Source organism: Photobacterium rosenbergii (genome assembly GCF_033022775.1).
Taxonomy (GTDB): Bacteria; Pseudomonadota; Gammaproteobacteria; order Enterobacterales; family Vibrionaceae; genus Photobacterium; species Photobacterium rosenbergii_A.
This window is the reverse complement of sequence record NZ_JAWJZI010000007.1, coordinates 26,625-39,219: the sequence shown is the minus strand read 5'-3', so window position 1 is coordinate 39,219 and position 12,595 is coordinate 26,625. Positions and strand designations below refer to the sequence as shown.

The 12,595-nt window shown below is 53.9% G+C and carries 11 protein-coding genes; 3 read left to right on the top strand and 8 right to left on the bottom strand.

Annotated features, from left to right (window positions below; genetic code table 11):
- The first annotated feature begins 1 nt into the window (after position 1).
- Positions 2-1,201, top strand: coding sequence for an N-acetylglucosamine-6-phosphate deacetylase (gene nagA, locus R2X38_RS16955; RefSeq protein ID WP_317523510.1), 1,200 nt, complete (start codon positions 2-4; stop codon positions 1,199-1,201).
- Positions 1,202-1,292: 91 nt separating this feature from the next.
- Here nagA and R2X38_RS16950 read toward each other — a convergent pair whose 3' ends face one another.
- From R2X38_RS16950 to yhfZ, 8 genes are all read right to left on the bottom strand, one after another.
- A complete protein-coding gene (locus tag R2X38_RS16950; RefSeq protein ID WP_317523509.1) occupies positions 1,293-3,476 on the bottom strand; it encodes a carbohydrate-binding protein in 2,184 nt (727 codons plus the stop codon).
- A 57-nt stretch (positions 3,477-3,533) separates the two neighbouring features.
- Complete coding sequence (locus R2X38_RS16945) at positions 3,534-4,784, bottom strand: phosphopentomutase (RefSeq protein ID WP_317523508.1); 1,251 nt, start codon at positions 4,782-4,784, stop codon at positions 3,534-3,536.
- Entirely contained in the window at positions 4,777-5,958 is a 1,182-nt protein-coding gene (locus R2X38_RS16940) for a YhfX family PLP-dependent enzyme (RefSeq protein WP_317523507.1), read from the bottom strand. Before R2X38_RS16940 ends, R2X38_RS16945 begins: the two co-directional genes overlap by 8 nt.
- Positions 5,959-6,059: 101 nt before the next feature.
- Positions 6,060-7,361: a YhfT family protein gene (locus R2X38_RS16935; RefSeq protein WP_317523506.1), complete on the bottom strand. Its 1,302-nt coding sequence runs from the start codon at positions 7,359-7,361 to the stop codon at positions 6,060-6,062.
- A 6-nt stretch (positions 7,362-7,367) separates the two neighbouring features.
- Positions 7,368-7,727 carry a DUF2620 domain-containing protein gene (locus tag R2X38_RS16930; RefSeq protein WP_317523505.1) on the bottom strand — a complete coding sequence of 120 codons (360 nt, stop codon included), beginning with the start codon at positions 7,725-7,727 and terminating at the stop codon, positions 7,368-7,370.
- 27 nt (positions 7,728-7,754) lie between these two features.
- Positions 7,755-8,630: a phosphotriesterase-related protein gene (locus R2X38_RS16925; RefSeq protein ID WP_317523647.1), complete on the bottom strand. Its 876-nt coding sequence runs from the start codon at positions 8,628-8,630 to the stop codon at positions 7,755-7,757.
- Entirely contained in the window at positions 8,627-9,004 is a 378-nt protein-coding gene (locus tag R2X38_RS16920; RefSeq protein WP_317523504.1) for a hypothetical protein, read from the bottom strand. Before R2X38_RS16920 ends, R2X38_RS16925 begins: the two co-directional genes overlap by 4 nt.
- 20 nt (positions 9,005-9,024) lie before the next feature.
- Positions 9,025-9,921 (bottom strand): GntR family transcriptional regulator YhfZ, encoded by an 897-nt coding sequence (yhfZ, locus tag R2X38_RS16915; protein WP_317523503.1) that lies wholly within the window; start codon positions 9,919-9,921, stop codon positions 9,025-9,027.
- Between the two features lie 381 nt (positions 9,922-10,302).
- Between yhfZ and R2X38_RS16910 the strand changes: the two genes are divergently transcribed.
- The gene (locus tag R2X38_RS16910; protein ID WP_317523502.1) at positions 10,303-10,791 is read left to right on the top strand and encodes a hypothetical protein; all 489 of its coding nucleotides are present in this window, start codon (positions 10,303-10,305) and stop codon (positions 10,789-10,791) included.
- A gap of 243 nt (positions 10,792-11,034) precedes the next feature.
- The gene (locus tag R2X38_RS16905; protein WP_317523501.1) at positions 11,035-12,471 is read left to right on the top strand and encodes a methyl-accepting chemotaxis protein; all 1,437 of its coding nucleotides are present in this window, start codon (positions 11,035-11,037) and stop codon (positions 12,469-12,471) included.
- The last annotated feature ends 124 nt before the right edge of the window (positions 12,472-12,595 follow it).

The window sequence follows — 12,595 nt, the reverse complement described above, 5'->3', positions numbered from 1 at the left end:
AGTGGGCCATTTCGTCATAAAATCGGATCATATCATTACGCCAGACGGTGAGATTGCAGGCTTCCTGGAGGTCAATAACGGTAAGATCACGGCTATCCACCATGAGTATGCCGGCGAGTATATCGATCATAGCGAACACAGCATCATGCCGGGATTTATCGATATCCATATCCATGGCTGGGGGAGAGGCTCGTTTGCCTATAAAGGCACGGTCGATTCTCTGCGTCATATGAGCGAAGATCTGCCGAAGGTTGGCGTGACCTCATATCTGCCGACAAGTGGCACTATGCCCAATGACTTCCTCGAAAGCTCGCTGCAGGCAGCGGCAGAACATATTGCCGAGTATCACCCCGAAATGGGGGCCGAGCCGGTAGGCGTGCATATGGAAGGTCCGTACATCAACCCTGAGTATCTGGGGTTGCAGCGGGAGGACAGTATCCAGCAGCCGAGTATCGAAGGTTTTGAACGCTTCAATGCACTTTCGGGGGACAATGTCCGTTTGATGACACTGGCTCCGGAGGTAGAAGGTAGTTTGGATTTGATCCGCCACATGCGCAGCAAGGGAGTCACGGCATCGGCTGGCCATACCGCAGCGACGTTTGATCAGATCACTGAAGCTATAGAAGCAGGTTTGAACCACTTCACCCATGCCTTCAGCGGGATGCGTGGCTTCCACCATCGAGAGTTGGGTGTGGTGGGTGCCTTGATGTATCACCAGGACGTGTATGCAGAAGTGGCCAAGCAAACAGGGATCACTATTCGCCATGAAGCCTTCGATATCCTGTATCGGCTGAAAAAAGATCGCCGTCTGGTAATGATGACAGACTGTATGGGCTACGCTGACTTTCCGGATGGTTATGAGTTCTACCATTACCTTCGCAAAGAAACCTTTAATGTCAAAGGCGGTCAGCTGTTTCTGACTCATGACGACGGCACGGTGAAGCAGGTCAACCCATGCTGTTACAAAGAGGTGGAAGGGCTGGAGATGAACTTCCTCGAATCCGTAAGGGCTGTCGTGGATCGCCTCGATTACGGGTTGTGCTCTGTGGCTCGAATCGCCAGTGAAAATCCGGCAACATTAGCTGGGGTGGCGGATCGAAAAGGTCGTCTTGAGGCCGGCAAAGACGCGGATATTCTGGTGCTGGACCAAGAACTGCAACTGCTGGATGTGTACTGTAACGGTGTGAAGCAGGCCTTGTAGCGCTATTCCGGCAGCGAGGGTACCGCCAAGGAAAAGAGGCTGCTCAACCGAGCAGCCTCTTTTTTTCACATCCCGTCCCGAAAGGGGAGGTTTAGCAACCGCCGATGGCTTGCCAAGGGCCGCCTTGGTCCGGCTGGTTACCCGATGTCCACCACTTGGCCTCATAGACGGTGCCGTTGTAGGTGACTTGATCGCCTGCCACATAAACGGCGCTGCTATCCCATGCGACAGGGCAGCTCACACCGGCTTCGAACGACACGCCCAGGCTGTGCGCGCTGTTGACCGAAGTGAAGGTGTAGGAGCTGGCAGCGGGGTAGGTCACGCCGTCTACGACAATCTCTTTTACCTTGTAGCCGCTATCAGGAATGAAGTTGACGGTGAAATCCGTGCCGCCTTTTGCCTGCAGCAGACCGTTTGCGTCCGGTGCGGGCGAGATGGTGCCGCCTGTGCCGTTAACTGCAACCTGGATATCAAACATGACTGGAATATCAATGGTTGCCTCGCTGTAGCTGCCCGAGAAGCCGGAGAAGTTAGCGTCAGAGAGCAGGGTTACATCGGTGTTGTGCAGCACAATTTTCTTTTTGTCCCCTTTGGCATAAGGCTCCAGCAATGTGATGACAACATTCGCGCCTTCCTGGGTCAGCTTGAGCGCCGAGAAAGGCGTCGGTTGGTTGCTAGGCAGGGTGATCACCGTTTTGTCCACATCAAAGCTGGCCACTTCTAGGGTCATGTTCCAGCCCCAGTTGAGGTGGCTCAACGGGACGATATAGCCAAGACGGTCGTAGCCGCCGGTCACGTTGACAAACATGTCTGGGGTCAGGTCGGCGAGGGTCAGTCCGATCAGCTCGTAGGAGGCATAGATACCGCCGTCTTCAGCTTGCGGGCCGATAACCACGGAATTGGCCGTCTCATAGGCCTTGAGGTGCTTGAAGCCAATGCCCGCACTGCCTTCGATTTTATCGACGGCCGGGTTGAAGTTCTCGACAACTTGCTTGCCGATATTCCAGGCTAGCGTGTAGATATTGGACACCTGAATGACATTGTCCGGATTGGCCAGTATATCATTGGCAGCGATGCCGTTGAGGACGACGGACTGGCCGGCGAATTGCAGTTCGCTGGAGCCATTTTGATCCGTCACTGTCAGGTTGGCGAGGGGATCTTCAGCTTGCCAGCCACGAAGAATGATTAAGTCTTTGTTGAGGACAAAGTCAGTGACCGTCGTTGTCGTCCCGCTCTGTTCGTGCAGCAACAGCTGGTTGCTGCCGCCGCCAAGGATAACCGTGTCGTTCCCCCAGCCCGCGGTCAGGACCTCGTCATAGATTGAGCCGTGGCTGATGCTGTCTCCCGGGACGTCAAACAGGGTATTGAAGCCGCCAAACTTATGGACGTACTTGGTGATACACGTGCCCAGCTCGTCGCAGGTAATTTGGTCTTTGGTCAGCAGGTCGCCTGTTCCCCAGGCGCCGCGAAGGTGGGCGGCAGCCAAAATGCCCGACATGGTCGCCTGGACTTGAATAGGCTGGCCATCATCGTCTTTGCCCGGCCAGCTTTTCGCCAGGGCCTGTTCCCATGTCATATTGGCATCGGCCAGTATCTTGGACATGATTTTGTAGTTGAAATGCATCGCATCCCGGATCACCAGCTCTTGTTTCTCGGGGATCACCAAATCGTTGAAGCTATTGATGCCGTTTTTGCCGACAAAGGTACCCTGCCAAAGGTTGGTGTCGGTGACATAGACCTGGTTGCCCCCGGAGCCCGGTATTTCGGCCAGGGCTTCAGTTTTACAGCCAATCCAGGTTGAATCGGGCACAAACATGTAGAAGCTGTCATATTCCTTGCCGTCGATATTGACGGTGTTGGGGCTGTAGTAACCCGCATCAATCAAGACCGCCTCGCCCAGCTGGTATCCCACGAACCCCCACGCGTTCAATGAATTGAACTGCATTTGACGGAACATCTCAGGATCATGCGGGGTCGCGGGGTTGTAGATGCCATCGATCCCTAGCTTCTGGAAAAACTGATTGATCGTCGTCGGCTCGGACACCATGACACCAGTCGCGCAGTCCCTGACCAATCGCCCAGGCTTGGTGACTTGGGCATAGGTATACACCGGGTTGTCTAAGTTCTCGGCGTAGAATGTGCTGAGGTTCGGGTTGATACCAGACTCGAAGTCACGGAGATCGTCTAGGAAGTCTTGCATCCCTCCTTGGTTGGCGAATACTGAAGGGGATATCGCCAGTGCAACAGCAATGGAAACTATTGTTTTAGGTGTCATTGCGTTTTCCTTTGTTGGTTTGTTAGGTTATTGGATTTTTGTGAAAATCGCATTTCATTAGAAGGAGTGCGGCTCCTTTTCTTCGTGTTTGAGCGGTGCCAGCAGCGAGCATCCCGACTCGGGGGGATTCGCGCCGAAAAAGGTTGCTGCGCTGGCGCCGATGTCAGCGAGGGTGTTGCGGTATCCCACTTGGACCCCGGTGATACCGGGGCTGTATACCATCAGCGGGACTTGCTCCCGGGTATGTTTGGTATGGCCGATAAAGGGGTCGTTGCCGTGATCGGCCATCACAATGAGGACGTCATTGGGGGCGAGGGTATCGATCACTGCGGCCAACCCGCGATCGGCTTTTTCCAGTACCTGCCAATAGCGTTTGGGATCCTGCTGATGGCCGGATAAGTCCGTTTCTTGGATATTGGCGCAGAAGAACCCCTGCGCCGTGTTGAGATCGCTCAGGAGCAGGGCAAAGACCTGGTCGGTATCCACTACCGAGGTATATGATGTGCCGGTATCGTTCTGGACAATGTCAGCCACCTTTCCGTACAGGTAGGTATGCACCCCGACTTGGTGGAGATGATGGGGAACTTGGGTTTGGGCGTTGACGCCATAGCCCAAGTGGACAACCTCAAAGCCTTCGTCGTAAGCCCCTGAATCCGGGGCGTTCACCCCGATATAGGCAGGCTTGCCCTGTTGATCTTTCTTGATTTCTATAGCGTCGAAGACCCGCGCCATCGACGGAATAAATCCCCCGAAAGCGATATTGCGGCTGACCGCATTGGCGCTGCGTACCACATGGCCTATTTTCTTCACTTCTTCGAAGCTGATCAGGTTGAAATTGGCCGTCAGGTTATACACCTGGCCAAGATCGGCTTCCAGGTTGTCACCAATGACCACGCAGCGGTTGACCATCAGCAGTTGCAGCGCATCCCGGGTGATACGTTCTGTCGAGTATCCCCCCTGGAGAAGGGCTTGCTCTATATCGTCGATGGATTCTTGAAAGGGTCTGACCATCGGGGGCTTGGGGAGGGTGCCCATAATTTCCTGGTGGCCCATAAAGGTGTCGCAGCCGTGATGGGCCAACTTGGCCGTCCCCCAGTTGGCCTGCACTGAGGGTTGCATCACCGAGCGGGTCAAGCCGGTAATGTTGATGAGCCCGAGTTTTTCAAGCGTGGGGAGCCTTTTCAACGGGAAGTGATCCAGCAGCTTGACGGCGGTATTCGCCCCCCGGTCTTGTGGCCTGGTCTCAGCGACATCGGGCATTTCGCCGATACCAAACCCATCGAGTACCACGACGACAAACCTAGCCATGCTCCACCTCGTTCCCCTGAGCGTCATAGAGTCCCAGCAATGTGGGGGCATTGTTTGAAATCCCCGCAACCAGCGCGACGTCGCTGCGGGTAACGAAAATTTGCGTTCGGAATGCCATCACCACAGGCGTGCCGACCCGGCAGGGGGATTCGAGCTGGAGGTGGTAATCGATGCTGGCATCATCATCATTGCGTACACCGACGATGGTGTCCCGTTGCAAGCCTTGCGCGGTATGCTGTCTGATCAGTGCATGGGCCATGTGGCCGCGGCGGTAGTAGCCGCCGCCAAAGCAGTAGCTGTTGCCGCCGAACTGGTGGGAGACTTCTGTGACATAGGCCATGGCGACTTTTTCCGGCTGGCTGCCGTCTTGATTGGCCGGCATCGTGCCCGTTAGCGCGTGGCCGGGCTCGCCATGCGTGCCGCCGCTCTGCTTTATGATCTCCAGTGTCTGGGTGCTGGTGGCCGAGGGCATGTTGAGCTGCGACACCTCATAGCCCCGCTCCAGCATCCGTGATCTTGCATCCAGTAGCGTGTCGAGATTCTGAGTCGGCTCGGTCTGGTGGGTGTCGGGGTTGTAGAGGAAGCACGGAAAATGCGTCAGCCCTGCAATGTGCAGGTTGGGCAGGGCGGCAACCTCATTACAGACAGTCTCCAGGGAGCCGATGGGAAAACCTGCCTCCTGGTTGATATAGAAGGTATCGGCGGCGTGGAAGAACTTTAGCAGGATCCCCTGGCGCCGGTTGGCCTTCACTGCGGCGGCTGAGATCTCCCGGGCTTTCTCGATCGAATAAACCGTGATCACTTCGGGCTGAATGGCAGAGACAATATAGGGAATGTAATGGCTAGGCGGCTGGACCAAATGGCCCAGATGACTGATTTTTACGCCCGCCTGGTGGAGCTGCCTCGCTTCCTTGAAGTCAACGCAGACCACCCCGTCGTAGCCGAGCTCATCGACCAGGATTTTAGCCAGCAGGGGGTTGCGGCCAAGCTGTTTGGTCATCCCGTAGAGCCGGATCCCGCACCGCTCGGCTTTTTCCTTGATGATACGAGCATTATTTATGAATTGGTCGACATCAATAACATAGGTATCGGGAAGGATGGTGCCGTTTTGCAGCAGGGCAATAGCACTATCAATAAGCGCTGGGTTTTGCTGTTGTAATGCTTTGAGAAACATGTAAACCCCTTGTTGAGGATGAGCAGAGCCAGTCCACGGCGGAGGCGTGTGGACAACGTCAGTTTTTTTGTCTCGGTGGAGCTGGCTCTTTTACCGGTCAGCTAGACAGAAAACAGGCCGAAGACATAGAGCACATTGAGTACGACACCGGTCAAAATCGCTGCAACAGCGGGTGCGGCAATCTTCAAGATAGGGCGTCCCATGACTTCATTGAGGAAGAACAGCATGGTGAAAATGGTCAGTCCGGTCGTTGACCCCATTTTCATTACGGCCAGAACCCCGCCGATCAGCAGTGCAAATTCCATCAGGGTGTTCATCGAGTTCCGGATGTTGTCGGACGCATTGCGGATGGAAGGGAACTGCTCGAGGAAGTGGCCGATTTTACGCAGCAGGAAGACTTCTGCGCAGATAGTCAGGGCACCGAGCACAGCGGCCACAGGCACGTTGGGCGCGAGGTAGCCAACGACAAACACGAAGGTCATCCCGACCACGCCGTAGACCCCTGTAGCCAGCGCGGTGGTCGCGATCAGCGGCACAAAGCCCAGGCCCCGCATAAATTCGGACAAGGCCACTTGCTGCATGGCCGCTTCTTTCTCTATCGGATCTGTTAGCTTGTAGGCATCGGCAAGGGCATAGATGGAGACTTCCGATCCTGCGAAGATACCGGCATTGGCGACGATGGCGATCAACGACCCGGTAGCTGCCAGCAGGGGCAGGTGCTTCATGATGCGCTTGGTACGCTCGTCGAACAGGCTGTGCATCCCCGACATATCGGGTGGCATAATCCCGTTGCGCTTGTCATTGATGTCTTTGTGCACCGCGGTGCCGACCAGCATCAGCATTCCGACAAAAATCTGGATGGATTCAGGGTAGATAGCGGTAAATTGAATCGTCAGCAGGCGCGAAAACAGGACGACGACGGCGGCAAGCGCACCGGCCTTCCAGCCAAACTGGTAGAAAATCGCCAGCAGCGGGAACAAGGCAAAGGCCGTCATGACCGGGGTGCCGAGCTCACCCAGCGCACCCAGTGCGTCAATGGGTAAACCGGTAAGCACCGCATTGACTCCGCTGAGCGAAGTGACAACCAGAATTCCCCATAAGCCGCCGGCAAGCGCCGCCAGCCAGCGGCTGGCAATCATGACCCCCAGGATATCGGTTGGCAGGAAGAGCAGCCAAGGGTTGAGCAGGCCAGTCGACAGGGTGAATGAAATCCCCACGGAGGCGACGAAGCCAATCGAGAGGCCGAAGGCAACGGAGCCCGCGTCGCGGCGGGTCATGTTGCCTTCCACCAGTTGGGGCAGGATGGGGCGGATGCCGTCGTGGAAAACCGAGACGCTGAGGTTGGCAATAAAGGCGGTCATGGCACAGAGAAGGGCGACCAGCCCGATGTTCATCATATCCATAGCGGCTTACCTGCTGGCGAGTGTGTTGATTAACATGGGGACGGCATGCTCGACATGCTCGACCGAGAGCCCGAAGGCGACTTTGCCCTCGCTCAAGAACTGATCGATTTCGTGTTGCTTGGCCTGAATGGCGGGCTTGGCAATGGTGCAGCTCTGGGCAAAGCCGATGATGGCAATGGCAATCGAAAGGGCCGCGCCGGCGCCGGTATTACAGCACCCGATGTAGTAGTCGAGCTCCCCGTTTTTCACTTTCATCGCGGCTTCCATGTCGTTCAGGATGTGGCACTCGAACTGGCCCGGTGAAGCTTGCTCGATTTGCTCTTTTATCTGCTCGCGCTGTAAGCCGGCAATTCCGATTTTTTTCATAATCAATCCTTGTTATTTTTCTGCTTGTTATTGGAAAACGGTGTAGGGGTTATGCTTTAGCATGGTGTCGACTTCTGCCGGGCTGATGCCATGCGCCAGTAACTGGGGGACAAATGAGTCAACCAGGTAGCAGAATCCGAGCCCGCCATTCTGCTGCAGGTGCGAGCGGCGGGTGATGTCCATCGACAGCATCACTTGATTCAACCTTCCGCGCTCTGAAAGCGCTTTGAGCATCTCAATCCGGCGGCTGTCTGGGTAATAGCTGTTCTTGCCGATGGTATCGAACTGGACGTAGCAACCTTGATCGAGCAGCCACAGGATATCGTCGAGGTTGTCTTTCAGATCGCAATGGCCAACAGTCACCCGCTCCATATCAACGCCGAATCGCTGCAGCAGCTCGATCTGCTGCCGGCCCATGGTGCTCATCGATTGGTGGGTCGATATTGGCCGGCCGGTTTCGTAGTGGGCCATCGCAGCGGCTTCAAAGACCTTCTGCTCCATTTCGGTGAAAGCATTCTCGCTGCTGCCTACCTCGCCAATCACGCTGGCCTTGAGCGAACTGCCCTCCACGCCGACGACAATTTCACGGATCATTTCCTGGCTGATCGCCCTTGCTGATTTGGTATAAATCTCGGGCGGGAAAAATCCCTCTATGTAATATCCGGTGGAAAGCAGGACGTTGATCCCGGTATCTGAGATTAAACTTTCAATAAATTGAGGATTTCTTCCCATAAAGGAATTCGTGACTTCGACGATGTTATACACGCCACGCTCAACGAGGGCATCCATCTCCGACTTGATCAGCGCATATTGGTCCAGACGGCAATCGAGATCGCCTTTTTGCGGTGACAGATCAATATGCAAGTGCTCGTGGCAATAGGTATAGCCATCTGGATCGATCAGCATACGCCCTCCGTTTCCTGCCCGGCGTAGTAGAGGGAAAAGAGGTTGCTTAGCAAAAAAGAGTTCTCGGCGGCGGGAACATCAATTAAGCCTACCTGATGGATAATGGCTTGGTGCAGCGCATTGATGCTCTCGTAGGCGTCATCGGCGAGGATTTCGTCAAGCAGCTCCTGATCCAGGCCATCCGTCACCGGGATATGGTTGATGATCCGGTCATAGGCCCTGGCAAAATGGGTCATGGCCATTTGGAACTGGTCATTATCCGGCGCCAAGGCAAGGTGCTGGCCAATGAGGCCGACGGCGATTTGCGTGGCTTCGCCAGCCTCGGGGCTGATCACCTTGGTTTGCTGAAGCAGAGTGAGACGCTCCTTCATTGTTCGCTCCTGTTCCGTGATTAGTAATTCGGGGTGATGTCGCCCCGGACAACTTGCTGCTGGTGGTCCAGCAAAGCGGGAATATTAATGAGTTTTCTGAGCAGCGTCGTGATATGCGGATTTTCCCCACTTACCAGCATGACGGCCTCAGAGGCTAGTCGGCATTGTTCTATGTGGTCCAGCGGCCGCTCTGCGAGGCCATATTTTTCCATGTCGATGGCTTCCGGCAGCCAGACCACAGCATCAATCTCGCCGTTGAGCAGTAGGTTCATGCTGTCGGCATAGTTTATCTCGACGACGGTGACAGGTTTGTCCTCGAAGGCCGACTGGGTGAGCAGCTTTTGGTCTGGGGAGTCCGGATCCACCCCGACAAACTTGATCTTGTCATATTCCCCCTGCCGGAAGATAAGCCGGTGTGGGTGGGAGTATGAATACTGCCCCAAATCGATAGCCGTAACGACTCCCCCCGAATAGGTCTGTGCCGCAAGCTTGGACATGATCGCGATGTCATGGGTGCCTTCCAGCAAGCACTCGGCCCTGACGCCGGCGCCGCGCATGTGGGCAAAATACAGAGGGAGATCGCCGATTTGCTGTTTCAGCCCGCTGGCGAGGCCTTCATAGTGCTTGGTGTAGGGCAGCGGCATGGCGCAAACGATATGGGAAAACCCGGTCAGCTTGGCAAGGGCTCGGTAATCAAGTTTGGAGATGAATGTGCCGTTGCGCCCTTGCTTGGATAACCTCACCGCATCTTGCTGTTCAATCGTCGTCAGTGCTTTTTGAACAAAGCCAACAGAAACCCCGATATCTTCAGATAAGGCGTCAATCGTACGCAGCCGGTCATTGACCGTCGTCGACATTAAGTAGCGGGCGATGTTGATAATGGCTGCCCCTTCCTTGCTGATATATGGCGTTCTCATAGCACTTCTGATTAATCTTCAATATTTTGAATTTTTAAAATAGCAAGTACTTGTCGTTGCATATAGTAAGGAAGAGTGAAACTGAGACCTGTATCAATAATTATTTGCTCCTAGGCCCCACATCCTAGTATTTGCCTGATCACCTCCAAACGAGGGTACGAGCTGACGAGCTGGCGGTGGTAACTGTGATATCGGCCAGGGCGAAGCACAAAAGCCGTGACAGGTTATGCATTGTGGCACGGCTTTTTCGCTGGTATATTTACCAAAGCTTGAACTCGATCACCCTATTTGCAACAAATATTGATAAAACGCATAGTTCTTTGTGGTCGGAGTGCATAATGTCACTGTTGTTCTGTTCCAGAGAAATGAAAGGTTACCAATATGTCTGATGTACCAGTGTCTGTTACAACCGCCGCCGAAGTGATCCAGCCGGTTGCTGAATCTTCGGGTTCGATTTGGGGTTATGTAGCTGGTGGTGTTGCCTTGCTGATTGTTGCTGGTTTTGCTGGCTTTAAGTTTATCAACAAGCCTGCATTTATTATTAATCGGGTTCGCAAGCGTAACCTGAAAGAGATTAAGAAGTTAGGTGTAGAAAATTCTGACTTCGTGATGGATTTAGATAAGTTGCTGGATTCTGTTGAGAACCATGCAACCAAAAACGGCATGAAGGGAACTGATGTGGTGAACATCATCAGCCCGATGAATGATACGGCCCGCATCAAGACTGCAGGCGATATGTACCAATCAATGATTTACATTGCCAACTCAATCAATGACACAACGCTGGCTCGTGAGTTCAAAAACAAGTCGAAGCAAGTGAAGGCAAACTCGCCACTGATGGCTGGCTTGTTCAAGCGTGCAGGAATTTAATTCCTTCCGCTTTCGCTGACTGAAGTAAAGACCGGTTGAAGCTGCCCTGTTGGGGTTGGTTTCAGCCGGTTTTTTTATGTCTGTTTTTCTGATGAAAGCAGAAGAGCATTCTCGATCGTGATTAAGATCGACTTTTTGTGAAATAGATAGGCTTTGTTGTCTTAAAAATAAACCCCGTATCACAACTGGGTGTGGCGAGCTGATACCATATGCCGCAAACCATAATGATTACAGGGAACGACAATGAGAGAGGTTGAATTCCGTACTATTGACCGGCTGTTTGTCAAAATGTCGGTCAATGACAAGTTTTGGGTGCTGTTTGCGCTGATAGCGACATTGGTAACGGCGATTGCAGGCCTGCAATACCGTCAAACCGTTAACCAATTGGAGCAACAGCATCTTGTCCTAGCTGAAGCCAGGCTTACGGTAATGGTCGACACCGTGCTGGCATCAGGGTTGGATGCAGATGCCCAACGCAACATTTTGCAGCAGCAGGGGGTTAGCTTCACTTCCCGTGGTGTAGGCAATGATGTTGTCGCTGTGACTCCGCTGGGAACCGCAAGTTTGCCGCAGGGAAGTTCCGCGACAATCGATGCTGGAAAAGATCAGGCCTTACAGCGCTTTTTCTATACTCTGATCACCCTGTTGCCTATTGGTCTGTTGTGTTACTGGATGGCGACTTTCCTAGGCGGTGCACTGTGGGTAATGCACCAGGCGACCAAGCGTATTGCCGATGGCGATTTGACCTCACGCCTTGGTTTTCATGTGGGCCGGGATGAATTCGGGATTATCGGTTTCGAGTTAGACCGTACTATGGATACCTTGAGCGAGTTGGTTAACACCGTTAAGCAAAGCGCACAGAACTTACAGGTTGCGGCGGGTAACTTCAGCAATGATGCCCAAGGTGCGGGCCAGCAGGTGAGCCAGCAATATGCATCGCTCGACTCGGTGGCAACCGCGATGGAAGAGATGACGGCGTCGGCAAAAGACATTGCTGGCCTGGCCCAGCAAACCTCGGAACAATCGGATGCCGATATGCACAGCATCGAGCAGGGAAATCGTAATGTTCAGCAGGCGATCATCAAAGTGACCGAGCTGTCGGAGCAGACCGATGAAGCATCACGTGCCGTTGGTAGCCTCAATGAGAAGGCCGAGGAAATTAATGCGGTGATCACCACTATCAATGCGATTTCCGAGCAAACAAATTTGCTGGCCCTGAATGCAGCCATTGAAGCCGCCCGTGCCGGTGAACAAGGCCGGGGCTTTGCGGTGGTTGCCGATGAGGTCAGGACGCTGGCTGGTCGTACCCAGCAGGCAACGGTTGAGATCCAGGCCATGATTGACAAACTGCAGCTGGAAACCAGCAGTATCTCTAATATTACGGCGGTGACCCTGGAGCAGTCCCACCAGAGCCGTGAGATGATCACCGAAATTGGCCGAGATGTGGACAGCATTGCCGAGTCGGCCCGCCAGGTGATGGATATGAGCACCCAAATAGCGACGGCTGCCCATCAGCAAACAACGGTAGCCAATGATATTGCGTCAGAGCTGCATGATATTCGTTCCCAGTCGGAGGTGATCCGCACGATGAGCGAGCAGTCGGTTGATAACAGTACGAGCTTGACTGACACTTCCCGCCAGTTGGGTGAAATACTGCAGAAATATCGCACTAACAGCTGAAGCTAATGAACTAGCACATTACCGATGAGCCAGTTACGCAAGTAACTGGCTTTTTTATGCGGATTTGTGAATTCAATACAGAGTTACAGGTTTTTTTCGTAATCAGAATCGAGTTTTATCACGG